Source organism: Mycobacterium marseillense, assembly GCF_010731675.1.
Lineage (GTDB): Bacteria > Actinomycetota > Actinomycetes > Mycobacteriales > Mycobacteriaceae > Mycobacterium > Mycobacterium marseillense.
This window is the reverse complement of the sequence record NZ_AP022584.1, coordinates 4,954,696-4,981,005: the sequence shown is the minus strand read 5'-3', so window position 1 is coordinate 4,981,005 and position 26,310 is coordinate 4,954,696. Positions and strand designations below refer to the sequence as shown.

General features: G+C 69.1%; 26 protein-coding genes. 10 read left to right on the top strand and 16 right to left on the bottom strand.

The features are described from left to right. Positions 1–18 precede the first annotated feature (18 nt). Entirely contained in the window at positions 19–792 is a 774-nt protein-coding gene (gene trhA / locus G6N26_RS23360) for a PAQR family membrane homeostasis protein TrhA (protein WP_067165779.1), read from the top strand. Here trhA and G6N26_RS23355 read toward each other — a convergent pair. The 4 genes from G6N26_RS23355 to mca all read right to left on the bottom strand — a co-directional run bounded on the left by G6N26_RS23355 (position 789) and on the right by mca (position 4,458). Beyond that, positions 789–1,172 carry a nuclear transport factor 2 family protein gene (locus tag G6N26_RS23355; RefSeq protein ID WP_067165781.1) on the bottom strand — a complete coding sequence of 128 codons (384 nt, stop codon included), beginning with the start codon at positions 1,170–1,172 and terminating at the stop codon, positions 789–791. The two genes, trhA and G6N26_RS23355, sit on opposite strands and share 4 nt — an antisense overlap. Before the next feature lie 97 nt (positions 1,173–1,269). Beyond that, positions 1,270–3,285 carry a thioredoxin domain-containing protein gene (locus G6N26_RS23350; RefSeq protein WP_083017048.1) on the bottom strand — a complete coding sequence of 672 codons (2,016 nt, stop codon included), beginning with the start codon at positions 3,283–3,285 and terminating at the stop codon, positions 1,270–1,272. After that, on the bottom strand, positions 3,272–3,589 hold the full coding sequence (locus tag G6N26_RS23345) for a hypothetical protein (RefSeq protein WP_067165788.1): 318 nt from the start codon (positions 3,587–3,589) through the stop codon (positions 3,272–3,274). The genes G6N26_RS23350 and G6N26_RS23345 overlap by 14 nt, the downstream gene beginning before the upstream one ends. After that, on the bottom strand, positions 3,586–4,458 hold the full coding sequence (gene mca / locus G6N26_RS23340; RefSeq protein WP_067165791.1) for a mycothiol conjugate amidase Mca: 873 nt from the start codon (positions 4,456–4,458) through the stop codon (positions 3,586–3,588). Before mca ends, G6N26_RS23345 begins: the two co-directional genes overlap by 4 nt. Positions 4,459–4,570: 112 nt before the next feature. Here mca and G6N26_RS23335 point away from each other — a divergent pair, with 112 nt between their 5' ends. Then, on the top strand, positions 4,571–5,005 hold the full coding sequence (locus G6N26_RS23335) for a DUF4307 domain-containing protein (RefSeq protein ID WP_067165794.1): 435 nt from the start codon (positions 4,571–4,573) through the stop codon (positions 5,003–5,005). Between the two features lie 219 nt (positions 5,006–5,224). Next, a complete protein-coding gene (gene greA / locus G6N26_RS23330; RefSeq protein ID WP_065442111.1) occupies positions 5,225–5,719 on the top strand; it encodes a transcription elongation factor GreA in 495 nt (164 codons plus the stop codon). 74 nt (positions 5,720–5,793) lie between these two features. Here greA and G6N26_RS23325 read toward each other — a convergent pair whose 3' ends face one another. The 4 genes from G6N26_RS23325 to G6N26_RS23310 all read right to left on the bottom strand — a co-directional run bounded on the left by G6N26_RS23325 (position 5,794) and on the right by G6N26_RS23310 (position 10,360). Then, positions 5,794–6,960, bottom strand: coding sequence for a cystathionine gamma-synthase (locus G6N26_RS23325; RefSeq protein WP_083017050.1), 1,167 nt, complete (start codon positions 6,958–6,960; stop codon positions 5,794–5,796). A gap of 11 nt (positions 6,961–6,971) precedes the next feature. Beyond that, positions 6,972–7,718 carry an RDD family protein gene (locus tag G6N26_RS23320; protein ID WP_095576645.1) on the bottom strand — a complete coding sequence of 249 codons (747 nt, stop codon included), beginning with the start codon at positions 7,716–7,718 and terminating at the stop codon, positions 6,972–6,974. A gap of 90 nt (positions 7,719–7,808) precedes the next feature. After that, positions 7,809–9,215, bottom strand: coding sequence for a cystathionine beta-synthase (locus G6N26_RS23315; RefSeq protein WP_083020430.1), 1,407 nt, complete (start codon positions 9,213–9,215; stop codon positions 7,809–7,811). Between the two features lie 65 nt (positions 9,216–9,280). Continuing rightward, positions 9,281–10,360 carry an alpha/beta hydrolase fold domain-containing protein gene (locus G6N26_RS23310; protein WP_083020433.1) on the bottom strand — a complete coding sequence of 360 codons (1,080 nt, stop codon included), beginning with the start codon at positions 10,358–10,360 and terminating at the stop codon, positions 9,281–9,283. Positions 10,361–10,605: 245 nt separating this feature from the next. Between G6N26_RS23310 and G6N26_RS23305 the strand changes: the two genes are divergently transcribed. After that, positions 10,606–11,568 carry an SGNH/GDSL hydrolase family protein gene (locus tag G6N26_RS23305; RefSeq protein ID WP_095578117.1) on the top strand — a complete coding sequence of 321 codons (963 nt, stop codon included), beginning with the start codon at positions 10,606–10,608 and terminating at the stop codon, positions 11,566–11,568. Between the two features lie 93 nt (positions 11,569–11,661). After that, positions 11,662–12,879 (top strand): acetyl-CoA C-acetyltransferase, encoded by a 1,218-nt coding sequence (locus G6N26_RS23300; RefSeq protein WP_067172378.1) that lies wholly within the window; start codon positions 11,662–11,664, stop codon positions 12,877–12,879. Positions 12,880–13,068: 189 nt separating this feature from the next. Here G6N26_RS23300 and G6N26_RS23295 read toward each other — a convergent pair whose 3' ends face one another. Beyond that, positions 13,069–13,920 carry a Bax inhibitor-1/YccA family protein gene (locus G6N26_RS23295; RefSeq protein WP_067171523.1) on the bottom strand — a complete coding sequence of 284 codons (852 nt, stop codon included), beginning with the start codon at positions 13,918–13,920 and terminating at the stop codon, positions 13,069–13,071. Between the two features lie 225 nt (positions 13,921–14,145). Between G6N26_RS23295 and G6N26_RS23290 the strand changes: the two genes are divergently transcribed. Genes G6N26_RS23290 through G6N26_RS23280 form a run of 3 tightly spaced genes read left to right on the top strand, consistent with a single transcriptional unit; the run spans position 14,146 to position 17,775 of the window. Then, on the top strand, positions 14,146–15,183 hold the full coding sequence (locus G6N26_RS23290; protein WP_067171525.1) for an enoyl-CoA hydratase/isomerase family protein: 1,038 nt from the start codon (positions 14,146–14,148) through the stop codon (positions 15,181–15,183). 15 nt (positions 15,184–15,198) lie between these two features. Further along, complete coding sequence (locus tag G6N26_RS23285; RefSeq protein ID WP_067171527.1) at positions 15,199–15,981, top strand: enoyl-CoA hydratase; 783 nt, start codon at positions 15,199–15,201, stop codon at positions 15,979–15,981. A 9-nt stretch (positions 15,982–15,990) separates the two neighbouring features. Continuing rightward, the gene (locus G6N26_RS23280; protein ID WP_083020429.1) at positions 15,991–17,775 is read left to right on the top strand and encodes an alpha/beta hydrolase; all 1,785 of its coding nucleotides are present in this window, start codon (positions 15,991–15,993) and stop codon (positions 17,773–17,775) included. Here the strand turns inward: G6N26_RS23280 and G6N26_RS23275 are convergent. Together G6N26_RS23275 and G6N26_RS23270 are read right to left on the bottom strand one after the other, a co-directional pair. Next, positions 17,772–18,209, bottom strand: a complete 438-nt coding sequence (locus G6N26_RS23275) for a rhodanese-like domain-containing protein (RefSeq protein ID WP_083020428.1) — start codon at positions 18,207–18,209, stop codon at positions 17,772–17,774. The genes G6N26_RS23280 and G6N26_RS23275 overlap by 4 nt on opposite strands. Further along, positions 18,206–18,820: a cupin domain-containing protein gene (locus G6N26_RS23270; RefSeq protein WP_232067501.1), complete on the bottom strand. Its 615-nt coding sequence runs from the start codon at positions 18,818–18,820 to the stop codon at positions 18,206–18,208. Before G6N26_RS23270 ends, G6N26_RS23275 begins: the two co-directional genes overlap by 4 nt. Before the next feature lie 114 nt (positions 18,821–18,934). Here G6N26_RS23270 and G6N26_RS23265 point away from each other — a divergent pair, with 114 nt between their 5' ends. Together G6N26_RS23265 and G6N26_RS23260 are read left to right on the top strand one after the other, a co-directional pair. Further along, positions 18,935–19,390: a lipoprotein LpqV gene (locus G6N26_RS23265; protein ID WP_225323396.1), complete on the top strand. Its 456-nt coding sequence runs from the start codon at positions 18,935–18,937 to the stop codon at positions 19,388–19,390. Between the two features lie 102 nt (positions 19,391–19,492). Then, positions 19,493–20,563, top strand: a complete 1,071-nt coding sequence (locus G6N26_RS23260; protein WP_179960255.1) for a patatin-like phospholipase family protein — start codon at positions 19,493–19,495, stop codon at positions 20,561–20,563. 25 nt (positions 20,564–20,588) lie between these two features. On the opposite strand, the gene G6N26_RS23255 is transcribed toward G6N26_RS23260, so the two are convergent. The 5 genes from G6N26_RS23255 to G6N26_RS23235 all read right to left on the bottom strand — a co-directional run bounded on the left by G6N26_RS23255 (position 20,589) and on the right by G6N26_RS23235 (position 26,066). Then, positions 20,589–21,458: a patatin-like phospholipase family protein gene (locus G6N26_RS23255; RefSeq protein WP_083020432.1), complete on the bottom strand. Its 870-nt coding sequence runs from the start codon at positions 21,456–21,458 to the stop codon at positions 20,589–20,591. A gap of 24 nt (positions 21,459–21,482) precedes the next feature. Further along, the gene (locus G6N26_RS23250) at positions 21,483–22,373 is read right to left on the bottom strand and encodes a class II glutamine amidotransferase (RefSeq protein WP_083020425.1); all 891 of its coding nucleotides are present in this window, start codon (positions 22,371–22,373) and stop codon (positions 21,483–21,485) included. Positions 22,374–22,400: 27 nt separating this feature from the next. Continuing rightward, the gene (locus G6N26_RS23245; protein WP_083020424.1) at positions 22,401–22,874 is read right to left on the bottom strand and encodes an SRPBCC family protein; all 474 of its coding nucleotides are present in this window, start codon (positions 22,872–22,874) and stop codon (positions 22,401–22,403) included. Positions 22,875–22,977: 103 nt separating this feature from the next. Next, complete coding sequence (locus tag G6N26_RS23240; protein WP_083020423.1) at positions 22,978–24,609, bottom strand: long-chain fatty acid--CoA ligase; 1,632 nt, start codon at positions 24,607–24,609, stop codon at positions 22,978–22,980. Between the two features lie 362 nt (positions 24,610–24,971). Next, positions 24,972–26,066 carry a YncE family protein gene (locus G6N26_RS23235; protein ID WP_232067500.1) on the bottom strand — a complete coding sequence of 365 codons (1,095 nt, stop codon included), beginning with the start codon at positions 26,064–26,066 and terminating at the stop codon, positions 24,972–24,974. Between the last annotated feature and the right edge of the window lie 244 nt (positions 26,067–26,310).

The following is a 26,310-nucleotide window of genomic DNA, read 5'->3' as shown; positions in this document are numbered from 1 at the left end:
AGACAAATCCCGGGAGACATGAGCAGCCAGACCAGCACCGCCCCCAATCCGGAGCCTGACAACGAATCGATCGTTCCGGGCAACACCGTCGAGCAGCTCGTCGAAGGTGCCGCCCAGGTTCTGACCAAGCCCCGGCTGCGCGGTTGGATCCACTTCTATTCGGCGTGGCTGGCCGTCATCACGGGCGCCACGCTGGTGTCGGTGTCGTGGGCCGCCTCCTCGGCCCGCGCCGGTCATTCGACGCTGATCTACGCCGCGTGCACCGTGGCGCTGTTCGCGGTCAGCTCCACCTATCACCGGGTGCACTGGAAGTCAGATCTGGCCCGGATCCGGATGAAGCGACTCGACCATTCGATGATCTTCGTCTTCATCGCCGGCAGCTATACGCCGTTCGCGCGGCTGGTGATGCCGCAGGAGACCGGCGTGGTGGTGCTGTGCATCGTGTGGGGCGGGGCGCTCGCGGGCATCTTGCTGAAGGTGTGCTGGCCGACGGCGCCGCGCTGGCTCGGCGTGCCGCTCTACTTGCTGCTGGGCTGGGTGGCGATCTGGTACGCGCCGACGATCCTGCACCAGGCCGGGGTGGCCGCGATGGTGCTGCTGGCCGTGGGCGGTGTGTTCTACAGCGTCGGCGGCATTTTCTACGGCTTACGTTGGCCCGACCCGTGGCCGCGGACGTTCGGCTATCACGAGTTCTTCCACGCCTTCACCGCGATCGCGGCAATCTTGCATTACATCGCCATGTGGTTCGCCGTGTTCTACACGGAGGACAAAGCGTGGCTGCTGGGCGGCTAGCTCGGGGCGACCTCGTCCTCGGGTGACCAGTACGCCTTCATCGCGGCGATCTTCCCGCTGCCGTCGAAGACCATGACGTCGATCGGCTCGATCACCATCCGGTGCTCGCCGGCGGTCACGGTCAGCCGGAACTGGAAGGCCGCCTCGTTGCCGGCGACGCGCAACGTCTTCAGTTCGCATTCGCGCTGCAGGTTGTCGACCGCGGAGTAGAAGCCGTGGATCGCCTGGCGCCCGATGTGCACCTCGCCGCCGACCGGGTCCTCGACCGTGGCGTCATCGGCGTACAACTCGACCAAATCGTCGGCGCTGCCCTTGGCGACCAACTCGATGTAGCGGTGGACCGTGCTTCTGATCGCTTCGGTCTTGGCGGCATTCGGCATGGGAGGCAGGGTAACCCCGTGTCGATGGTGATCGCCAGCGCGGCCGCGGCGATCGCCAGCGCGGCGTAGCCGGGCGCAGCGGGTCGCCACCATCGGCTCAGTGACCGGAAACACCCAGGGCGGCGGCCAGTTCGGCCGCGGTGGTCACCGGCAAGTCGCACGCCCGGCCACGACACACGTACGCGGCGTCGGCGCCGGCCACCCGGTCCCGGCCCGCCAGCAGCGCCGAGGAATCCACTTCCCCGCCCACGACGATCGTCCCGCCGGGCGCCAGCCGCCGCGCCTCGGCCAGCAGCGGCGACCACGACGGGTCGCAGGCGACCGCGATCTGCAGCGGTCCGCGGATCGCGGCCTCCGCCACGGCCAGCCAATGTCCGGCCGAGCGTGGCGCCCGTTCCAGCAGCACCGAGTGCGCGCGCAGCGCGTCGTCCGACGCCCGCAGGTACCGCTCGGCGCGCTCCCCGTCGACCACATGCGCCGCGGTCAGCAGCGCCTCGGTGATCGACGACGCGCCCGACGGGGTCGCCCCGTCCAGCGGGTCGGCGGGCCGCAGCATCAGCTGCTCGGCATCGTCGGCGGTGTCGAACCAGCGGCCGGGCCGATCCGGATCGGCGAAGTGCGCCAGCGCGGTGTCCAGCAGCTCGGTCGCCTTGGTCAGCCAGGCCGCCTCGGCGGTCAGCTGGTAGAGCGCCAGCAGTCCGGTGGACAGCATCGCGTGGTCCTCGAGGATGGCGACGCTGTCGCCGACCACCCCGCCCAGGCTGGCGCGCCGCAGCCGACCATCGACGACGTGCAGGTCGAGCAGCGCCCGCGCGCAACGGCTTGCGGCGTGGGCGAACTCGGGTTCGTCGAGCGCCACGCTGGCCTCGGCCAAGGCGGTGATCGCCAGCCCGTTCCAGGACGTGACGACCTTGTCGTCACGTCCTGGCTGGACCCGGCCGTGACGGGCGATCAACAACTGCGTCCGCACGCGTTCGGCCCGCTGCGGGTCCTCCGGGTCGGCGGGCAGCTGCAGCACCGAGGCGCCGTGCTCGAACGTTCCGGCCGGGGTGACCGCGAAAACGCCTGCGGCCCAACGGCCGTCGTCGGGCCCCAGCACGTCGTCGAGCTGTTCGGGCGTCCACACATAGGTCGAGCCCTCGCGGCCATCGGCGTCGGCGTCCAGCGACGAGGTGAACATGGCGCCGTCGGCGAGGTCGTCGAGCAAAAACCGGGCGGTCTGGTCGGTGATCCGGCGCGCCAGCGGATCGCCGGTCCGCCGGGCCCAGTGCGCGTAGGCGCGCAGCAGCAGCGCGTTGTCGTACAGCATCTTCTCGAAATGCGGTACCACCCAAGCGTTGTCGACGCTGTACCGGGCGAAGCCGCCGCCGAGTTGGTCGTAGATGCCGCCGCGGGCCATCGCGTTGCCCGCGCGCGACACCGCGTCGAGCGCCGGCGGCGACCCGGTGCGTTCGTAGTTGCGCAGCAGCGCCTCGAGCAGCGCCGAGGGCGGGAACTTGGGCGCACCGCCGAACCCGCCGTGCGTGGTGTCCTCGTCCCCGAGCAGCGAGGCGACGGCATGGTCGCACAGGTCCGGCGCCACCGCGGGGCCGCCGCCCGGTACACCGCCAGCCATCTTGCGCAACTCGCCGGCGATGTGGTCGGACGCTTCCTCCACCTCACCACGCCGCTCCCGCCAGGTGGCGGACACAGCCGAAAGAAGTTGCAGGAAGCCCTCTTTCGGATAGTAGGTACCGCAGAAGAAGGGCCGCCCGTCCGGCGTGAGGAAGCACGTCATCGGCCAACCGCCCTGCCCGGTGAGGGCCACCGTGGCGTTCATGTACACCGCGTCGATATCGGGCCGTTCCTCGCGGTCGACCTTGATGCACACGAATCCCGCGTTCATCGCGGCGGCGACGTCGTCGTCCTCGAACGACTCGTGCGCCATGACGTGGCACCAGTGACAGGCCGCGTAACCGACCGACAGCAGGATCGGCACGTCGCGGGCGGCGGCGTCGGCCAGTGCCTCCGGTGTCCACTGCTGCCAGTGCACCGGATTGTTGGCGTGCTGGCGCAGATACGGGCTGGTGGCCAGCCCCAGAGTGTTCGTGGCCGACGAATCAGCCTGGCTCATCGCCGGATCCCGGGGGTCGCGGCGACCCGTCCGCCTGATCCGGGGCCTGCCCGGCACCGGGACCACCGGCGTCGGTGCCCTCGTCCGCGGCCTGGTCCGGCTCGGGATGCTTGGGATCAAACGACTCGGGCACCTTCTTCAGCTGCCGGTTCATCGAGCGCAGCAAAAACAGCGTGCTGATCAAGAGCAACACGACGATCAGCAGTCCGACCGGGCTGGCCTTGCCGAAGTCGGGCCCGGTGTGCTGCGGCGCGTTGTCGGCCTGCCAACGGGCGGCGCTCACGAGGAGAACGAGGTGATTCACGCGTCGGTCTCGATTCCGGCGAACAGGTCGTCTTCGGGCAGCCGGGCCGGGACCCGCGAGCGGGCCAACTCGAATTCCTCGGTGGGCCAAAGCCGTTGCTGCCATTCGATCGGGGCCGCGAAGAAGTCGTGGTCGGGGTCGATCTGCGTGGTGTGCGCCCGCAGCGCGTCGTCACGCTGGCTGAAATAGGCCGAGCACTCGACGCGCGTGGTGACCCGGGACTCGAACGGGTCGTGCGCGGCGTCCCAGTGCTCGAGCCACTTCTTGAACGGGGGTTCGTGACCGTGCTTGAGGGCCTCGTCGTGCAGCAGCTGCATCCGGGCCCGCAGGAAGCCGTGGTTGTAGTACAGCTTGGACACGGTCCAGGGCTCGCCGGCGTCGGGGAAACGCCGGTAATCGCCGGCGGCTTCGAACGCGCCGACCGAAACCTGGTGGCAGCGAATGTGATCGGGGTGGGGGTAGCCGCCGTTTTCGTCGTACGTGGTCATCACGTGCGGGCGGAACTCGCGCACCGCGCGCACCAGCGCCTCGATCGACTCCTCCAGCGGCACCAGCGCGAAACATCCCTCGGGCAGCGGCGGCGGTGGGTCGCCCTTGGGCAATCCGGAGTCGACGAAGCCGAGCCAGGTGTGCTCCACCCCGAGGATCTCGGCGGCCTTGGCCATCTCGTCGCGGCGGATCTCGGCGATGTGCCCGTGCACCTCGGGCAGGTCCATCGCCGGGTTGAGGATGTCGCCGCGCTCACCGCCGGTCAACGTCACCACCAGCACCCGATGGCCCTCGTCCGCGTAGCGGGCCAGGGTGGCCGCGCCCTTGCTGGACTCGTCGTCGGGGTGGGCGTGCACCGCCATCAACCGCAATTCGCTCACGTGCTCCCTTGTCACCTCGGGTGGTCGCCCGGTCTGACCCTATAATTCCAGTTCCACATCGTTGCATGCTGTCGGCCGGTGCCCGGCAGCCGACAGCCAGGCATAACCAGGCATGACCGACATTCCTACTCCGCGTCCGGAGGCCCGCTACGGGCGTTCCCGGCTGTCGCGCATCCCGCGGCGATGGGTGCTCGTCGCGCTGGGCGTGCTGGTCGTTGCGGCCGGCCTGGCCGTGGCCGCCGTCGGCTACCACCGGTTCGGCACCAGTGACGTCAAGGGGACGCTGGGCGGTTACCGGGTGATCGACGACCAGACGGCGTCGATCACGATCAGCGTGACCCGATCGGATCCGTCGCGCCCGGTGGACTGCATCGTGCGGGTCCGCTCCGCCGACGGCAGCGAGACGGGACGGCGTGAACTGCTGGTCTCGCCGTCAGACGCGGCCACGGTGCAGGTGACGACGACGGTCAAATCCTCGCAGCCGCCGGCGGTGGCCGACATCTATGGTTGCGGCACCGATGTGCCCGCCTACCTGCGCCCGTCCTGACCGCTGCCATCGACGCCGAACAGCGAATATGGAGTCATCAACTGTTCGCGCGGTGGTAACATGGGTGAATGCACGGTTCCGATTGGGACCGTGTTGCTGCATTAGCGGCCGTCAGCAGAACGGCGCCGCAGCACACGGGGATGGACCCGCACGCTTTCGACGGCGGAGTTAACAGGACTTACGCGAACTCGCGGAACAACATACGAGGAGCACGACGAGATGACGGACACTTCGGTGACCTGGCTGACGCAAGAGTCACATGACCGACTCAAGGCCGAGCTCGACCAGTTGATCGCGAATCGTCCGGTCATCGCCGCGGAGATCAACGACCGCCGCGAGGAGGGTGACCTGCGCGAAAACGGCGGCTACCACGCCGCCCGCGAAGAGCAGGGTCAGCAGGAGGCCCGGATTCGCCAGCTGCAGGATCTGCTCAACAACGCCAAGGTCGGCGAAGCGCCCAAGCAGTCCGGGGTCGCGCTGCCCGGTTCGGTGGTCAAGGTCTACTACAACGGCGACAAGTCCGACAGCGAGACGTTCCTCATCGCGACCCGCCAGGAGGGCGTCAACGACGGCAAGCTCGAGGTGTACTCGCCGAACTCACCGCTGGGCGGCGCCCTGATCGACGCCAAGGTGGGCGAGACCCGCAGCTATGTGGTGCCCAACGGCAACACCGTCGAGGTCACCCTCGTCAGCGCGGAGCCGTACCACTCCTGAGCTTTTCTCCCGCGAGGGTGGATTCCGCGACGGCGTGACGGCCCGTTGCGTCGTCACATTCACGCCCGCCGTAACTAGGCCAGCGCTTGTTCGAGGTCGGCCAACAGGTCGGCGACGTCCTCGATGCCGACCGACAGCCGCACCAGGTCGTCGGGCACCTCCAATTGCGACCCGGCGGTCGACGCGTGCGTCATCGCGCTGGGGTGCTCGATCAGCGACTCCACCCCGCCCAGCGATTCGGCCAGGATGAACACCTTGGTTTTGGCGCACAGATCGCGGGCGGCGTCCCGGCCGCCCCGCATGCGCACCGAGACCATGCCGCCGAACCCGCGCATCTGTCGGGCGGCTACGTCGTGCCCGGGGTGGGTGGGCAGGCCGGGGTAGAGCACCGCGCTCACCGCGGGATGGCCCGCGAGGAATTCCGCGATGGCCGTGGCGTTTTCGCTGTGCCGCTGCATGCGCAGCACCAGGGTCTTCAGGCCGCGCATCGTCAGGTAGGCGTCGAACGGGCCGGGCACCGCGCCGGCCCCGTTCTGCAGGAAGCCGAACGCGTCGTCCAGTTCTTCGTCATTGGTGACCAGCGCGCCGCCCACCACGTCGGAATGCCCGCCGATGTATTTGGTGGTCGAGTGCAGCACGATGTCCGCCCCCAGCGTCAGCGGCTGCTGCAGCGCGGGAGAAGCAAACGTGTTGTCCACCAACACTTTTGCCGAATAATGCCGGCCCAGATCGGCAATGGCGGCGATATCGGCGATGGACAACAACGGGTTGGTCGGGGTTTCCACCCAGACCATCCGGGTTCGCGGCGTGATCGCGGCGGCGACGGCGTCCGGATCGTGCAGCGCGACGGGCGTGTACTCGACGTTCCACTGGGTGAAGACCTTGTCGATCAGCCGAAACGTGCCGCCGTACGCGTCATTCGGGATCACCACGTGGTCACCCGGGCGCAGCACCGCCCGCAGGGCGCAGTCGGTGGCGGCCATTCCCGAGGCGAAGGCCCGCCCGTGGCGGCCCTCCTCGACCGCGGCCAGCGCGGCCTCCAGCGCGGCGCGGGTCGGGTTGCCGGTGCGCGCGTATTCGAATCCGCTCCGCAACGCGCCGACGCCGTCCTGGGCGAAGGTGCTGCTGGCATAGATCGGGGCGTTGACCGCTCCGGTCGCCGGGTCCGGCCGGTAGCCGGCGTGAATCGCTTTGGTGGCCAGTCCGGTGAACTCGGGGTGTGGGTTGCGGTCGTCGCTCATCGACGATCAGCCTAGGTGACGGGTTGCCTCTCGGCGCCGTCGATCGGCAAGCACACGGTCGTCATGATCTTGTCCGCCAGCGTCTGACGCTTCGAATCCCACAGCGGGAAAAGGAAACCGATGAAGCAGATGACCGCGTCGATGAAGTGCGCCAGCGCGCGCACCACGGACATGCCGAAGCCCAGGGGTTGGCCGGTGACCTCGCTGACCACTTTGAACTTCATCACCGATTTGCCGACGCTCGACCCGGTCGTGCCCTGCTGGTAGCCGTAATTCCAGATCAGGTAGAACAGCCCGACGATCGACGCCAACCACTGCGCCACCATGCCGATGGTCGAGTTCTGGGTGGCGCAGTACTGGTTGACGGCGTACTGGGTGATGTCGGTGATGCAGGCCGTCTGTTGCGTCGCGAGCAGAATCGCGGTGCCGATGCCATGCACGACGACGTACGGGAGGATGTCGATGACGAATGCCAGCGCGCGGGTCAACCAGGGCGTGTACTCCTGCGTCGGCAGGGTGCGGATCGCCGGTCCCGGCGGTGGCGGCGCGTAGCCGCCTGACGACGGCGGGGGTGGCGGATAGGACCCACCGGGCGCCGGAGGGATGGGTGGCGGCGGGGGGTAGGACGCGCCGGCGGGTGCCGACGGAGGCGGCGGCGGGAACTCCTGGCCGCCGGAGGGCGGCTGTTGCCCGCCGGAGGGACCGGGCGACGGGGGAGGCGGCGGGTAAGCGCCGCCGGGCGGCGGTTGATCGGTCATGGGCAACCTTCCACTGCGGAACAGCCGGACATCTCTAGCGGGATTAGCCGAATTACCGTACCTGAGCGTTTCACCGACGGGCGCCGCGCGCTACCGGCGCCCGCTCAGTCCACGCGGCCCTTCGGAGAGGAAGCCCAGCAGGTCATAACGGGTGATCACACCCACCGGTTTGCCCTCTTCGACCACCATCAACGCGTCCCAGTCGCGCAGCGCCGCGCCCGCCGCGCTGACCAGTTCCCCCGCGCCGATCATCGGCAGCGGGGGGCTCATGTGCTGGGCGACCGCGTCGGCCAGTTTCGCCCGGCCCTCGAACACGGCTGAGAGCAATTCGCGCTCGGAGACGCTGCCGGCGACCTCCCCCGCCATCACCGGCGGCTCGGCACCGACCACCGGCATCTGGGACACCCCGTACTCGCGCAGGATGCCGATGGCGTCGCGCACGGTTTCCGACGGGTGGGTGTGCACCAGGTCGGGCAGCGCGCCGGACTTGCGGCGCAGCACGTCGCCGACCCTGGACTGCTCGGTCGACCCGTCGAGCCGGCTGCGCAGGAATCCGTATGACGACATCCACGCGTCGTTGAAGATCTTCGACATGTAGCCCCGCCCGCCGTCGGGCAGCAGCACCACGACGAGCGCGTCGGGCCCGGCTTCTTCGGCGACGCGCAGCGCGGCGACCACCGCCATCCCGCACGACCCCCCGACCAGCATCGCCTCCTCGCGGGCCAGGCGCCGGGTCATGTCGAACGAATCGGAGTCGGACACCGCGATGATCTCGTCGGGCACGGTGCGGTCGTAGGCCTGGGGCCAGAAGTCCTCGCCGACGCCTTCCACCAGATAGGGCCGGCCGGTGCCGCCCGAATACACCGACCCCTCGGGGTCGGCGCCGATGATGCGCACCGCCCCGTTCGATACCTCTTTGAGGTAGCGGCCCGCGCCGGTGATCGTGCCGCCGGTGCCGATGCCCGCGACGAAGTGGGTGACTTTGCCGTCGGTGTCGGCCCAGATCTCCGGGCCGGTGGTGGCGTAATGGCTGGCCGGGCCTTCCGGGTTGGCGTACTGGTCCGGTTTCCACGCGCCGTCGATCTCGGTGACCAGCCGGTCGGAGACGCTGTAGTAGCTGTCCGGGTGCTCGGGGGGCACGGCCGTCGGGCAGACGACCACCTCGGCGCCGTACGCGATCAGCACGTTGCGCTTGTCCTCGCTGACCTTGTCCGGGCAGACGAACACGCACTTGTACCCGCGGTGCTGGGCGACCAGGGCCAGCCCGACGCCGGTGTTGCCGGAGGTGGGTTCGACGATCGTGCCGCCGGGGCGCAGCGCTCCGCTGGCTTCGGCGGCGTCGATCATCTTCGCCGCGATCCGGTCCTTGGAGCTGCCGCCGGGGTTGAGGTATTCGACCTTGGCCGCCACGACGCCGGCACCGTCGGGAACGACGGAGTTCAGGCGCACCAGCGGCGTGCCGCCGATGAGGTCACTGATGTGCTGCGCGATCCGCATGCGTCACATCGTCTCAGGCGGTTTGGCGCGGCGCGCAACTACTCTGCGCGTTGCCCGCGCCGGTGCTACTCGGTGGCCTCGCGGATGTAATCGCCGATCTGGCGCAGCGAGCGCATGGCCTCCGGCACCATCGGCGCGGCCAGCTGGAAATCGTGGATCTGGCCGGGCCACACCCGTACCTCGGCGGGCACCCCGGCCGCGGCCAGCCGGCTCGCCGCCAACCGCGCGTCGTGCAGCAAGACCTCGGAGCCCGACACGTGAATCAGCGTGCGCGGCAGGCCCGGCTTGATGTGTTCCAGCGGCTCGTAGATCTCTTCGGCCTTGCCGTCGACTTTGTTCTTCCCGGCCGCCCCGGCAACCAGCTCGGCGAGGGCGTCGAACGCCTCGGCGGAGAACATCGCGTCGGTGTCGATGTTGGGGTGGGCCTGCTTGGGTTCCTTCGCCAGCTGCAGCAGCGGCGAGATCAAGACGAGCGCGGCGGGCGCGTCCCCTTCTCCGTGCCCTTCCGCCTGCAGGCGCTGCGCCAGCGTGAGCGCCAGGTAGCCGCCCGCGGAGTCGCCCGCCAGCACGATCTGGTCGGGCTGGTAACCGCGCTGCCGCAGCCATCGGCAGGCGTCGTGGCAATCGTCGATCGCCATGCCGACCGAATTCTTGGGCAGCAGACGGTAATTGACCACCAACACCGGCGAATCGGCGAACTTCGAGAGGGCTTCGACGAGCCTGCCGTGAGAGTTCGCCCCGCAGGTCAGAAACGCGCCGCCGTGCAGGTAGACGACGACCCGGCGGCTGCCGTCGGCGGGCAGCACCCCGGGCGCGCGCACCAGCTGCGCGCAGGCGTGCGGCAGCTGCACGGTCTCGCGGACGGTGGCCGACGCCGGGATGAGCACGCGCGCGGTGAGGTCGATGAGACCCCACGGCCACGGCAGGTTGGGGACGTGGCTGCCGACGGTCAAAATCGGCCGGATCGTCAGCCGTGACGTCAGGTTGGCCAATCGCGCAGCAACGCTGGGGCCGGATTCGAGGACCTCGACGGGTGCGCCGTCGCTGATCGCGAACTTGCGCGTCTGGGCCCGGCGGGCTTTGAGGACATCATGGGCACGAACGGTGGCCTCAGGCGACCCCGATACCTTGCTAGGTGCGGTCATGCTCAACACTTCCTACGCCGTTGTAGTGCGATACAGCATGTGACGAGGCTGTTGAGCGTCTGGTTCAGCCGTTTGCCAAAGCGCTCAGCCATCCCCTTGTTCTCAGCTTGACAGCCATCGCTTAGTGCAACGTATGAAATCTCTGAGTTGATACCAGTTTTGCTTCGCACCGTGATCAGTTCGTTTTTTCGCACCGCCCGCGCAAACCCCGAAGCGCCCCTAAACTTGAGGGGGTGACCATTCGGGTGCCACGTCGTTCGGCGATCGCCCTGGCCACAGCGGGCGCGCTGGCCTCGACAGGAACCGCCTACCTGGGGGCACGTAGTCTGTTGGTCGGCCAGGCGACCCACGCGCGCACCATCATCCCCAAGGCATGGGACATCCCGCCCCGCGCCGACGGCGTGTACACGCGCGGCGGCGGACCCGTGGAACGGTGGCATCGCGGCCTGGCGGCCGACCTGCACCTGATGATCTTCGGCGATTCGACCGCCGCCGGATACGGCTGCATGAGCGCCGACGAGGTGCCGGGGGTACGGATCGCGCGCGGCCTGGCCGAGCAGACCGGCAAGCGAATCCGGCTGAGCACCAAGGCCATTGTCGGCGCCACCTCCAAGGGCGTGTGCGGCCAAGTCGACGCGATGTTCGTGGCCGGCCCACCGCCGGACGTGGCGGTGATCATGGTCGGCGCCAACGACGTGACCGCGCTCAACGGGGTGAGCCAGTCGGCGCAACGGCTGGCGTTGATCGTCCGCAAGCTGCGGGCCCGAGGCGCGGTGGTGATCGTCGGCACCTGCCCGGATCTCGGCTTCATCAGCGCGATTCCGCAACCGCTGCGTTCGCTCGCGCACGAGCGTTGCCTGCAGCTCGCCCGCGCCCAGACCGCCGCGGTCCGCTCGGCCGGCGGGGTGCCGGTGCCGCTAGCGCAGCTGATGGCGCCGCAGTTCCGGGCCACGCCCGACGCGATGTTCTCCGCCGACGGCTATCACCCGTCGCCGCCCGCGTATGCACTGGCCGCCGACGCGCTGCTGCTCGCCCTGTGCGACGCGCTGGGCGAGAAGGTGGAGCGCCCACCGCTGAGCCCGCCGGTACTTCCGGCCGAGCCGGTCCTCGGGCAGCGCCACACGCGGGCCAGCGTGATGTCGCGGCTGTGGCGGCGCCCGGCACCCGGACCTGCCCCGTCTTCGTGCCCCGAGGTCGGCAGCGACTAGATTTGTGTTCGCCCGTCGGCGTGGGCCCACCGCCCGATGGTGAAGCGAGCCAGCCCCATCTGTGGGATCTGCAGGGATCTGAAGGGAACCACCATGCCTGAAGCCGTCATTGTCTCAACTGCTCGCTCGCCGATCGGCCGCGCGATGAAGGGGTCGCTGGTCAACATGCGCCCCGACGACCTGACCGTCCAGATCGTGAAGGCCGCGCTGGACAAGGTGCCCGCCCTGAACCCGCACCAGATCGACGACCTGATCCTGGGCTGTGGGCAGCCCGCGGGTGAATCCGGTTACAACCTGGCGCGGGTCATCGCCGTCGAGCTCGGCTTCGACTTCTTGCCGGGCACCACCGTCAACCGGTACTGCTCGTCGTCGCTGCAGACCTCCCGGATGGCCTTCCATGCGATCAAGGCCGGTGAGGGCGACGCGTTCATCTCGGCGGGTGTGGAAACCGTGTCGCGGTTCGCCAAGGGCAGCGCCGACTCATGGCCCGACAGCAAGAACTCGCTGTTCGGTGAGGCCCAGGAGCGCTCGGCCGCCGCGGCCGAAGGCGCCGACGAATGGCACGACCCTCGCGCCGACGGCAACCTGCCCGACGTGTACATCGCGATGGGGCAGACGGCCGAGAACGTTGCTTTGCTGACCGGCATCAGCCGCGAAGACCAGGACCACTGGGGAGTGCGCAGCCAGAACCGCGCCGAGGAGGCGATCAAGAGCGGGTTCTTCGAGCGGGAGATCACCCCGGTGACCCTGCCCGACGGCACCACGGTGAGCACCGACGACGGCCCCCGCCCCGGCACCACGTACGAGAAGATCAGCCAGCTCAAGCCGGTCTTTCGGCCCAACGGCACGGTGACCGCGGGCAACGCGTGCCCGCTCAACGACGGCGCCGCCGCGGTGGTGATCACCAGCGACACCAAGGCCAAGGAACTGGGCCTGACGCCGCTCGCGCGCATCGTGTCCACCGGGGTCAGCGGCCTTTCGCCGGAGATCATGGGCCTGGGCCCCATCGAGGCGACCAAGAAGGCGCTGGCGCGGGCCAAGCTGTCGGTCAGCGACATCGACCTGTTCGAGATCAACGAGGCGTTCGCCGTGCAGGTGCTGGGCTCGGCCCGGGAGTTGGGCATCGACGAGGACAAGCTGAACGTGTCCGGTGGGGCGATCGCGCTGGGCCACCCGTTCGGCATGACCGGCGCCCGCATCGCCACCACGCTGCTGAACAACCTGCAGACGCACGACAAGACGTTCGGTCTGGAGACCATGTGCGTCGGCGGCGGACAAGGCATGGCGATGGTGATCGAGCGGCTCAGCTGAGCCGCGCGGCCGTCGAGCGTGAAACCTCGGCGTTGAGTGTGAATTCCGGGCCTCGAGTGTGAAGCCCGGGCGGTGAACCGCCGAGCAAGCCCACCGCTGGTTCACACTCAACGCCACCGGCTCACACTCGACGCACGACAGACAAAAAACCGGCACGCCCATCGGCGTGCCGGTTTTTGGGTGGCAAAGCTAATCGTTTTGTAGATAGCTGAGCAGGCGCAGGATCTCGATGTACAGCCAGACCAGCGTCACGGTCAGGCCCAGCGCGATGCCCCACGCGGCCTTCTCCGGCGCACCGGCGCGAACCATCTGGTCGGCCGCGTCGAAGTCGATCAGGAAGCTGAACGCCGCGATGCCGATGCACACCAGCGAGAAGATGATCGCCAGCGGGCCGCCGCTGCGCAGGCCCAGGCCCGCACCGCCGCCGACACCGAACATTGCCAACACGAAGTTGCCCAGCATCAGGGCCAACACGCCGAACAGCGCGGCGACCACCATGCGGGTGAACTTGGGCGTGACCCGGATGGCGCCGGTCTTGTAGACGACCAACATGCCGAAGAACACCCCGAAGGTGCCCATGACGGCCTCACCGATCAGCACGCCGGCGTTGGCGCTCGACACCGAGAAGTGGGCGAAGACGAACGAAAGCGCACCCAGGAACAGACCCTCGAGGACGGCGTAGCTGAGCACGATCGCCGGGCTGTCCTGCTTGCGACCGAAGGTCGCCACCAGCACTAGGCCCAGGCCGCCGAGCGCGCCGATCAAGGTCAGCGGCATCGCCAGCGCGAGGTTGGAGACCACCAAGAAGTAGGAGACCACGGCGGAGGCCGCGAGCACGGCCAGCGTGATGCCGGTCTTGGTGACGACGTCGTCGATCGTCAGCGGGCGAGAAGCCCTGGTCTCCTGGTACGGAGCCTGGTAGGGAGCCGCATAGGGGTCGGCCTGGTAGCCCTGCATCGGGGCCGCGCCAGTGCCGAATTGCGCGTATCCGCCACTCTGCTTAGGCAGCGAACGAAATACCGGGTTGCTTGTCTCCCGCACCGTCGGATCCTCTCTTATTGGCTTCGAGCTGTGCGAACACCATCTCAACGATCAGCGGCCCACCCTGGTTCCCAGCCGAGCTGGGCATTTTGTGAAGTTCTCGAGCCTTGAAGGCTTCCGCCGTTGTCGTCGCGTTAAAGATAACCCTTACCCGCGCATACCGCGCCGGTCGTGACGATCTAGATTTCTTCCTCGGGGCTGGACCGGAGCAAGGGAGGCTAGGGCGTGACCGACGGATCCGATGAGGTTCTCACCGAGGTTGACGGAAGCGTCGGCCTGATCACGCTCAACCGCCCCAAGGCGATCAACTCGCTGAACCAGCGGATGGTGGACGATCTGACCGCCATCCTCACCGGCTGGGCCGACGACGACGCGGTGCGCGCGGTGGTGCTCTCCGGCGCCGGGGAGCGCGGACTGTGCGCGGGTGGCGACGTGGTCTCGATCTACCACAGCGCGCGCAAGGACGGCGCCGAGGCGCGACGCTTCTGGCGCGACGAATACTTGCTCAACGCCCAGATCGCCGACTTCTCCAAGCCGTACGTCGCGGTGATGGACGGCATCGTGATGGGCGGCGGCGTGGGGGTGAGCGCGCACGCCAACACCCGCGTGGTGACCGACACCTCCAAGATCGCCATGCCCGAGGTCGGCATCGGCTTCATTCCGGACGTCGGCGGCGTTTACCTGCTGTCACGCGCCCCCGGCGGCCTCGGCCTGCACGCCGCGCTGACCGGAGCGCCGTTCTCCGGGGCCGACGCCATCGCCATGGGCTTCGCCGACCACTACGTGCCGCACGCGGACGTCGAGGCATTCCGCCGGGCGATCGTCAGCGACGGCGTCGAGAACGCGCTCGCCAAATACGCCGTCGAGCCACCACCGAGCGAGCTTGCGGCACAACGCGATTGGATCGACGGCTGCTTTGCGCGCGACACCGCGGAGGACATCGTCGCGGCCTTGCGGGACCACGACGCCGGCCCGGCGAACGACGCCGCCAACCTGATCGCCACCCGCTCCCCGATCGCGCTGTCGGTCACACTGGAGGCGGTGCGCCGCGCGGCCGACCTGGAAACGCTGAAAGACGTTCTCGTGCAGGACTATCGGGTGTCCTCGGCGTCGCTGCGCTCACACGACCTGGTCGAAGGTATTCGCGCACAACTGATCGACAAGGATCGCAATCCGAAGTGGTCGCCGGCACAGCTGGCCGCCGTCACGGCGGCGGACGTCGAGGCGTATTTCGCCCCGGTCGACGACGACCTGAGTTTCTAGAAAGGCGGTTTGGATATGGCGGACGCACAGTACGAGACCATCCTCGTCGAGCGCGAGGAGCGCGTCGGCATCATCACCCTGAACCGGCCCAAGGCCCTCAACGCGCTGAACACCCAGGTGATGAACGAGGTCACCAGTGCGGCAGCGGATTTCGATGACGACCCCGGCATCGGCGCCATCATCATCACGGGCTCGGCTAAAGCGTTCGCCGCCGGCGCCGACATCAAGGAGATGACCGCGCTGACGTTCGCCGACGCCTTCGGCGCCGACTTCTTCGCCCCCTGGGGCAGACTCGCCGACGTGCGCACTCCGACGATCGCCGCGGTGGCCGGGCACGCCCTTGGTGGCGGCTGCGAGCTGGCCATGATGTGCGACCTGCTGATCGCCGCCGACACAGCGAAATTCGGCCAGCCCGAGATCAAACTCGGGGTGCTGCCCGGCATGGGCGGTTCGCAGCGCCTGACCCGCGCCATCGGCAAGGCCAAGGCCATGGACCTCATCCTGACCGGGCGCACCATCGACGCCGCCGAAGCCGAACGCAGCGGCCTGGTCTCGCGCGTGGTGCCCGCCGACGACCTGCTGACCGAGGCGAAGAAGGTCGCCACCACGATCTCGCAGATGTCGCGCTCGGCATCCAGGATGGCCAAAGAGGCCGTCAACCGCGCGTTCGAATCCACGCTGGCCGAGGGACTTCTCTACGAACGCCGGCTGTTCCACTCGACTTTCGCGACCGAGGACCAGTCCGAGGGAATGGCGGCCTTCGTCGAGAAGCGCCCGCCGAACTTCACGCACCGCTAGGACGCTTCCATGAGCGAACCGGGTTCCGCGACGAACATCGACACCGGCGACAAGCCGGCGGATGACATCGAGGAGTCGCCGGGCGCCGGCCCCGAAGCCGCGCCGGAACCCGCGCCCGCCCCGCGGGCCGGGCGCGCCGCGCCCACCCTGCCATGGACTGAAAAACCTTGGTGGGTACGGCATTACACGTTCACCGGCACCACGGTCGGCCTGATCTTCATCTGGCTTTCGCTGACACCGTCGCTGCTGCCGCGCGGCCCGTTGTTCCAGGGACTGGTGAGCGGGCTCTCCGGCGCCATCGGCTATGGGCTGGGCGTCTTTTCGGTCTGGCTGGTGCGATTCATGCGGGAGAAGGATCACAGCCCGCCGCCGCCACGCTGGGCGTGGAAGGTGCTGATCCCGATCGGTGTGGTCGGCCAGGTGCTGATGGCGATCTGGTTCCACGTCTGGCAGGACGACGTGCGCGACCTGATGGGCGTCGCGCACCTGAAGTGGTACGACTACCCGCTGTCGGGAGTCCTCTCGCTGGTGGTGCTGTTCACGGTGGTCGAAATAGGCCAGTTCACCCGCTGGCTGGTCCGCTTCCTGGTCAATCAGGTCGACCGGTTCGTACCGTTTCGGCTCTCGGCAACCATCGTGGTGGTCACGCTGGCAGTCCTGACCGTCACCGTGCTCAACGGGGTCGTGCTCAAGTTCGCCATGCGCACCATGAACGACACCTTCGCCTCGGCGAACAACGAGATGAACCCCGACAGCGCGCCGCCGAAGACCGCGCTGCGCTCCGGCGGGCCGGAGTCGCTGGTGTCCTGGGAATCCCTTGGCCACCAAGGGCGTGTCTTCGTCGAAGGCGGTCCCAAGGTCGACGATCTGACCGCGTTCAACGGCGCCCCCGCGGCCGAACCGATCCGGGCCTACGCGGGGCTGAACTCCGCCGACGGCATCACCGCGACCGCCGAGCTCGCCGCGCGCGAATTGCAACGCACCGGCGGGCTGCGGCGCGCGGTCGTCGCGGTCGCGACCACCACCGGCACCGGCTGGATCAACGAGGCGGAGGCCACCGCGCTCGAGTACATGTACAACGGCAACACCGCGATCGTCAGCATGCAGTATTCGTTCCTGCCGAGCTGGCTGTCGTTCCTGGTGGACAAGGAGAACGCCCGGCACGCCGGCCAGGCGCTGTTCGAGGCCGTCGACCGGCTGATCCGCCAGATGCCCGAAGGGCAGCGCCCCAAGCTGGTCGTGTTCGGGGAAAGCCTCGGCTCCTTCGGCGGCGAGGCATCGTTCATGAGTCTCAACAACGTCCTCGCCCGCACCGACGGCGCCCTGTTCAGCGGGCCGACGTTCCAAAACACCATCTGGACCGATCTGACCACCACGCGTGACGCCGGATCCCCCGAGTGGCTGCCGATCTACGACGACGGTCGCTACGTGCGCTTCGTGGCCCGCTCGGGCAACTTGGCGCGCCCCAAGGATCCGTGGGACCACCCGCGGGTGGTCTACCTGCAGCACGCCTCGGATCCGATCGCCTGGTGGACACCGGACCTGGTGTTCAGCAAGCCCGACTGGCTGCGGGAGCGGCGCGGCTATGACGTGTTGCCCCAGACGCGGTGGATCCCGGTCGTCACCTTCCTCCAGGTGTCGGCCGACATGGCGGTGGCGGTGGACGTCCCCGACGGGCACGGTCACCGGTACGTCGCCGACGTCGCCGACGGCTGGGCGGCGGTGATGTCGCCGCCTGGGTGGACGCCGGAGAAGACGGCCAAGCTGCGGCCGCTGCTGCACGCCGGCGACTAGATCCAGCGACGCCCGCCGGCGGCCGTGTCCGCCAGCGGGGCATCGGGCGCACCGCCGGTCAGCTCGGTGAGCACGCCCGCGGCGGCCAACGCGTGATAGCCGCCGATGACGTCGGTGGCGCGGTGCAGGCCGATGTCCAGCAGCGCGGCCGCCGCCAGGCTGGACGTGTAGCCCTCCGAGCACAGAATCACCCATTCGACGTCGTCGCCGACGGCTTCGGGCAGTTTGGCCTCGCTAGTGGGGTCGCAGCGCCACTCCAGGACGTTGCGCTCGATCACCAGCGCACCGGGCACCTCGCCCTCGCGGAACCGCTGGGCCTGGGGCCGGATGTCGACGAGGACCGCGCCGCGCCGCAGCGCGTCGGGCACTTCGATGGCGGGCAGGCGGCGATACCGGCGCCGGGCGGATCTCAAGACGACGTCGATGCGGCTCACGACGATCCCTCCGGCTGGTCGGTCAGTTCGGTGCGTTGCCGGCGCAACGTCTTGCGGTCGGTGACGTCGTAGTACGACATGGCGGTCAGGGGCGGCGAGTACGCATGCACGCTCAGCGTCGGCCGCGCCGGTCCGGCGCCCGCGCCCGGCAACCCCGTGACCGGAACGGTGACCGGCCGCGGCGCCCAGACCACGTCGTGCACCCAGCCCAGTGGGAATCCGGCCTGATCGCCGGCGTCGAGCCGACGGCGCCGCAAAGCCCTACCGTCCCAACGGTATTCGTTGAGCGAGCCGGACACGACGGTCAACGCGCCCAGCGACCCGCCATGATCGTGTAACTCGGTCGGATGACCGGGCACCCAGCTGATCAGCCAGACGTCGAGTTCGTCGTCGCCGTGGATGCGGGTGAACCAGCGTTGCGTCTCGGGGATGCCGCCCTGGGGCAGCAGGTGGTCGCAGCGCCCGCTGAGCACATCGTCGGCGGCCTGGTCGGTGGCGTGCAGCAAGTCGGGCACCCGCAGCCGGCTCGGCCCCGCCGCCGGGGACGACAGGGTTTGGGGGCGCGTGAGCGTGGCGGCGACGGGCGCTGCCCCGGCAAGGGACAAAGTCATGGGGGAACTCCAGAGCGAAATGGGATCGGACAGGCGGCGGCGTGTTACGGCCGACAACACTCGCAAAATCCGAAGCGCTCCATCACGGCAGCCAGTGTTGCATAGATTGAGACCGTGCGCTGGCGCGGTGGTCGACCCCGGCGGCGGGGCGCGGTGGTTGCCGCGGCCCCCGTGGTGGGCGTCCTGGTGGCGGTCATGGGCTGCTCGCACGGCGACCAGCAGGGTGCGCCGGCCCCCTCCTCGGCGCGGCAATCCGGCGTCGCCGGCGGCCCGGGCTCGGCCCCCGCGGGGGCCATCGGCGTGTCCCCCGGCGGCGTGACGACCAGGGTCGATGTCCCCGCACACTCGACCGAGGAGGAGTACTACCAGGCCTGTCACGCCGCAAAAGTGTGGATGGACGGCCAACCCAAGACCGGCGCGTCGCTGTTCGAGCCCTATTTGGCGATGGTGCAGGCATCACCGTCGGGCACCGCGGGCAGCTGGAACGCCCCCTGGTCGGCGTTGACGCCGGCCCGGCAGGCGGCGGTGATCGTCGCCGCGCGGGCGGCGGCCGACGACGAGTGCGGGTAGCGCCGCGCGCGCCGGCGTCCTCCCCGCGGGGTAATTGCGATCACGGCGGAAAAAAGTCCCCGCCCGGCCCGGCAGCGAGGCGCCGCCGCGCAAAATGGTGGGGTGCCTGACGAACTTCCGCGTCGCTCAGCGCCGACTCGGGTGGCACTCGCCCTCGGCAGCGGTGGCGCCCGCGGCTACGCCCACGTCGGGGTGATCGAGGCCCTGCGCGCCCGCGACTACGAGGTCGTCGGCGTCTCCGGCTCGTCGATGGGCGCGCTGGTCGGCGGACTGCACGCGGCCGGGCGGCTCGACGAGTTCTCCGAGTGGGCGAAGTCGCTGACCCAGCGCACCATCCTGCGACTGCTGGACCCGTCGATCAGCGCGGCGGGCGTGATGCGCGCCGGAAAGATCCTGGACGCCGTGCGCGACATCCTGGGCCCCGTCGCCATCGAAGACCTGCTGATCCCCTACACCGCGGTGGCGACCGACCTGCTGGCGGGCAAGTCGGTGTGGTTTCAGCGCGGGCCCCTCGACGAGGCGATCCGCGCGTCGATCGCCATCCCGGGGGTGATCGCGCCGCACGCGGTCGACGGCCGGCTGTTGGCCGACGGCGGCATCCTCGATCCGCTGCCGATGGCGCCCCTTTCGGCCGTCAACGCCGACCTGACCATCGCGGTGAGCCTGTCCGGCAGTGAGGCGATCACCACCCGCGAAGCGGAGCCGGGGGCCACCGCCGAATGGTTGACCCGCATGGTGCGCAGCACCTCCGCGCTGCTCGACACGGCCGCGGCCCGCTCGCTGCTCGACCGGCGGACCGCCCGGGCGGTGCTGAGCAGGCTGGGCGGGCCCGGTGGCGAGTCCGACGACTGGTCGGAGGACCCCGACGACGAGCAACCCCCGGCCGACGCCGACGCGGGTGTGCTGCCCGGCGCGGTGATCGATGTCCCGAAGTTGGGCAGCTTCGAGGTGATGAACCGGACGATCGACATCGCCCAGGCAGCGCTCGCGCGCCACAGCCTGGCGGTCTACCCGCCCGACCTGCTCATCGAGGTTCCGCGGTCGACGTGCCGGGCCCTGGAGTTTCACCGGGCAGTGGAGGTGATCGCCACCGGCCGGGCGCTCGCCGACGACGCCCTGGACTCTTTGGAAGCCGAGCGCGACGACGCCGCCCCACCCGCGATAGACCGCTAAAGATATTGCGCGCCAAGCGAACCCGTCACAGGCCCAGGAACCGGGCGATGGCCGCGGCCTCGCGGCGACCCTGCCCGCGCCCGGCCAGGGCCGAGGGGATGCGGCAGCCCGGATCAAGGGCGTTGGGCCCGAAGGCGGCCAGCGATTCGGCGTCGGCGAACACCGCGAACGCGGCACCGGCGAACGAGGAGATCTCGGCGGCGGGTCCGGCGCCGAACGGCGACGGCGCGTCGACGCCCGAGGGCACCAGCACCACCGCGACGTCACAGTCGGCGGCCACCACGAGGTTGACCGAGCTGGCGACCCCGCCGTCCATGTAGTCGCGATCCGCGATCGTCACCGGCGGCCACGCCCCGGGCACCGCGCAGCTGGCCGCCACGGCGTCGACGAGGTCGACGCCGGACTCGCGGTCGAAGACGGCCAGTTCCCCAGTGGCCACGTCGATGGCGGTGAGCCGCAGCGTCCGCTCGGGCCAGTCGTGCGACGGCAGGCGCTGCGCGATCACCTGGCGGCGCACGGGCGCGGGAACGGTTTCGGTCGCCAGGGCGACGGCCCCGATCCGCTGCATTTGTTGGCGCGTCTTGTCCAGCGGCTCCTCGTACGGGGCGGCCAGGGCCGTCAGGAACAGCTCGGTGATGGTGTCGACGTTTACGCCGGAATCGATCTCGGCCGACGACTCGGCGACTTGCCGGTCGAACAGCTCGTCCAGCGTGTGACCGCTGCCGAGCTGCGCGGCGACCGCCGAGCCCGCCGACGTCCCCACCAGCACATCCGACTCGACCAACACCCGGGCCGCAGCCGGCGACTCGTCGGCAATGCCCCGCAGAACACCTGTCTCCCAGGCGATTCCCGCGATCCCTCCGCCCGCCAGCACCAGGGCGCGTTTGTTCGTCACGCTCACCAACTCTGCCAAACGGGGTCAGACCACCCGCCGGGTGCTCGGCAGCGCGTGTTGCGAGTCCTCCACCGGCACGCTCAGGTCCTCGCGGCGCAACAGCTGTCGGGGCGGGTCGGGCAACACCAACTCGCGGGCGACGTGCAGCCGGGCGTCGACGTGAATCAGCTCCCCCGGCTCGAGAAGGCGCCAGCGCGGGTCGCCGTCCATGCGTTCGGTGGCGAACACCACCGACGGCCGCGTGCACAGGTGCTCCGAGCGCGCGTGAATTCGTATGGTGTGCAAGTCGAATTCGGGATCCTGCGCCGCCGCACCGTCGGATCGATCCAGGACGTAGAGCTCGTGAGTTTGCGGGTACCGCAGCGCCCACATGTCGGTGGCCGTGCTCAGCAGCACGTTCACCGCGTAGATCGGGACGTGCTCGGCGAGCCATCGCGTGGCGTCGACGAGGCCCGCGGTGATGTCGCCGCCGCGGGCGCGGATCGAGCCGGTGATCAACGCGAACACGCGCTCGGAGTCGGTGTCACCCAATACCAGGTCGGCGGTGCCGATCTCGCGCAGTCGCTCGTCGATGATTTCCAGGCCTTCGAGGACGCCGTTGTGCGCGAAGATCCGGCCGTCCTGCAAGAACGGGTGGGTGTTGCGGATGTCGAGCGATCCGGTGGTCGCGTAGCGGACGTGGGCGATGACGGTGGTGCCGGTCATCCGATGCGCCTCGGTCGCGAATGCGGCGTCCTGCCAGGCGGCTATCGGCTCCTTGTAGAGGTGCGGCGCGGCGTGCTCGTCGAAGATGCCCAGGCCGGTGCCGTCTGGATTTCTCCGGCTCTGTTCGGACAGGCTGTCCGGCGCGTCCAGCAGCCAGAAGGTGGCGGTGCACGCGTGCGTCCCGGCGTGCAGGCCAAAGAGTCGGCACATGCCTTCAAACCGTAATGGTCGGCGGCCTCAGCCGGTCAGCAAGGCCGACAGGTTGGCCAGGGCCCGGCGCGCGTAGCCCTTCCACATCCAGCCCAACAGTGGCAGCGCCCAGGCCGTTCGCGGCGATTTCGGGTGGATCTCCCAGCGCCAGGTGATCTCGGTTCCGGCGGCCGCCGGGACGAAAATCCATTCGCCCACAACGTGATCGACCAGCATCGCCATCGGACCGGTGACCTCGCAGAGCCGGTAGCCGAACGAGCGCGGCGGGTCGACACTGGTCAATTCCTCGCGCATGGTGGCGCCGCCGGCCAGGTGCACGATGCGAGTCTGCCCCGCCGCGTCCCAGGCGCCCGTCTGCTCACGCACCTCCCGGATCGGCGGGAAGGGGCCGTACCAGCGGTTGAACAGCGTGGGCAGTGGCAGCGGCAGCGTCCGGCCGAACGCGTCGTGTGCCGCGACCGGGGCGACGACGGATTGGTCCACGACAAGTGAATGTGCCACTGTCTCAATCCTTTCCGCTCTGTTGTCCGCGAGACCGCGAATCGCACGTTTTGCCGGCGAACTACGCGATTCTGTGTCTGCTCGGCCAGTCAGCGAGCATCCCTCAGTCGCGCGCTTCGGTCACCTGGTAGCCGTCTTCGGCGTATCGCGACCGGATGGCTTTCTTGTCGTACTTGCCGACGCTGGTGCGCGGGATCTCGTCGACGAACGTCCACCGCTCGGGCAGCCACCACCGAACGACCTTGTCCGCCAGGTATTCTCGCAGCTGCTCCGCGCTGACCGACGCGCCCTGTTTGGGCACGATCACCGCGAGCGGCCGTTCCTCCCAACGTTCGTCGGGAACGCCGACCACCGCGGCCTCGACCACCTCGGGGTGACCGATGAGGGCGTTCTCCAGCTCGACCGACGAGATCCACTCTCCACCGGATTTGATGACGTCTTTTGCCCGGTCGGTCAGGGTGACGAAACCGCGGCCGTCGATGCGGCCCACGTCGCCGGTGCGCAGCCAGCCGGAGTCGAACTTCGATTCGTCATGGCCCAGGTAGTAGGAGCCGGCGATCCACGGGCCGCGGACCTCTACCTCCCCCACGGCGACGCCGTCGTTGGGCAGCACCTGGCCCTCGTCGTCGACGATCCGCATCTCCACCCCGCACACCGGTTGGCCCTGGGTGCCGCGGAAGGCCCAGTGCTGGTCCTCCGGGGTGCCGGGGGGTGGCCAGGCCATGGTGGCCAACGGCGACGTCTCCGTCATGCCCCACAGCTGGCGGATCTGCACATCGTGCTTTTCCTCGAAGGTGCGCATCAGCGAGACCGGGACGGCCGAACCGCCGCAGACCACCAGCCGCAGCGACGACATGTCGTGGTCGGGATCGTCCTCGAGGTGGTGCAGCACGGCGTTCCAGATGGTCGGCACCGCGCCGGTCACGGTGGGCCGCAGGTCTTCGACCATGGCGACCAGCGACCGGGGGTCGAGGTGGCGATCCGGCAGCACCAGATCGGCGCCCGCCATCAGCGCCGCGTACGGCAGGCCCCAGGCGTTGGCGTGAAACATCGGCACGATCGGCAGCACGCTGTCGGTGGCCCCGACGCCGATGCCGTTGGTGGTACACGCGCCCATCGTGTGCAGGTAACTCGAACGATGGCTGTACACCACGCCTTTCGGGTTGCCGGTGGTCCCGCTCGTGTAGCACATGGCCGCCGCGGAGTTCTCGTCGATGTGCGGCCAGTCGAAGTCCGCCGACTCCCCGGCGACGACGTCGGCCCAGTCCAGCACGGTCTTGCCCGATTTCCGCAGCAGCTCGGTGTCACCCTCGCCGACGGCGATCACGGTGTGCACGGTCTCGAGGCGGGGCAGCACCGGCCCGAGCAGTTTGATCAGCGAGGCGTCGACCACCACCACCTGGTCTTCGGCTTCGTTGGCGACGTAGGCGATCTGTTCGGGGAACAGGCGGATGTTGAGGGTGTGCAGGACGGCGCCCATCGAGGGCACCGCGAGGTACGCGATCAGATGCTCGGCGTTGTTCCACATGAACGTCGCCACCCGCTGGTCACCGGTGACCCCGAGCCGACGCAGCCCGTTCGCCAGCTGGGCGGCCTGGCAGCCCAGTTCCCGATAGCTCGTGGTGCGGTAGCCGTCCCCGGTGGCGGTGGTGACGGTGCGGTCCCCGTGGACACCGCAGCCGTGGCGCATGATCGCGGTGATCGTCAACGGATAGTCCTGCATCGTGCCGTCCATTGATGTACCGCCTCACTGTCCCGCGCGGCACCGTGCGTGCCATACCGCGAAATGCCGCGCCCGCATTCCGGGCCGACGGCGATGGGCCGCCGACCGCTTCCCACCCTAAGCCCGGATTCGGCGATCCTGACAGACATCACCCGGGCTGGCGCCCCGCGACGTGGATCCCCTTCGGCGGGCGGGGCTTTGGGATGGCTCTTGTGTGCCCTGGGAGGGTTGCGAGGCTCGCTGCCGTGGAGTGTGCGTCCTGGGATCTGAGTGTGCGCGCTGGGCGGCGACACGCCGACGAACCCCGCCAAGGATTCACACAGAAGGCCGAGGATTCACACCCTGGGCGCCGCGCCGTCCCGCGCTGCGGCCGGCTAGGCCAGCGCCGGCTCCCACTGGGGCACATCGAACAGCCAGCCGGCGGCCGGCAGGTCCGGGTGACCCGCGTCGCCGCTGTGCGGCGCCTGGCCCGTCGCGATGCGCGCCGCGGTGACCACCCCGGAATAGTCGGCGACATACAGCTGGCCGCCGTCGGGGCTTTCCAGCACGCAGGACGGGTTCGTGGTCACCGTGACCTCGTCGAGGACGTCGAACGTGCGGGTGCCCAGGACCGTGACGCGGTCGTCACTGACCAGGTAGGCCCGCTCGCCGTCGCGGCTGAGGGTCAGCCGCGCCAGCGGTCCGGTGATCTCGTTGATCTTGTGGGTCTTGACGAGTTTGTTGGCGCGGGTGTCGATGAGGTCGAGCACCGAGCCCACGACCGGGCCGCAACTGGCCACGTAAGCCGTGGCGCCGTCGTTGCTCAGCGCCACGTCGCGGACGGGCAGTCCGAGCTCGATGGTGCCGACGACGCGCGAGCGGCCGCCGACACGGCCGCCGTCGGATCGGGTGCGGGTTTCGACGACGGCGAGGCTGCCGCCGTTGGGCCCGTTGACTCCGACATAGAGGCGCCGCCCGTCGGCGCTGGCGCGCACGCATGCGGTGGTCGTCCCCGGCGCGGTGGCCAGTTCGATCACCTCGAGTTCGCCCGTGGTGGTGTCCAGCACCGTCACGTCGGCGCCGCGAACGGCGTTTCGGCTGGCATAGAGGTACTTCCCGTCGGCGCTGACCGTCAGGTCGCTCACGGTGTGCGCGAGCCGATGCGTGGCGATCCGCCAGTTCGTGACGACGTCGATGACCTCGATGGCGTCGTAGGCGGCGGTGGCGGTGCTGACGTAGGCGTAGTTCGCGTCCGCGCTGCTCATGGCGACGGCGGACGGTTCGCTGAGACCGGCGAGGGTGCTCGAGACCCGAAGCGTGCGGGCGTCGATGACCGACACCGCGTCGCGGCCATAGTTCGTGACGAGCAGCCGGCGCCCGTCGCCACTGAGATCCATGTCGCTGATCGGGCCGCGGTGCACCGGGACTCGAACCACCGTGGTGTCGTCGACCGAAAACCCGGCCGCCGTTGGGTCGTATGCATCACTCACGCTGGTACCGCCTTTGCTGTGTTCGTCGGCCCTGGTGGCCAAAGTGACGACGTCGCACGCACGCGACGATTTGGCCTCCGGATCCACCGGCTTTCAGCACCGAAAGGCACTGACGAGACTGGTTTTCGGTAGTCTACTGACCAAAATTCGCCTCAAAGCAGTTCAAAATGCCCGACGTTAGCTACGTCACTTCACGCACTCAGGTTCTGCTCAGACTTCCAATCACGCTGTATCGCAGTCGCTT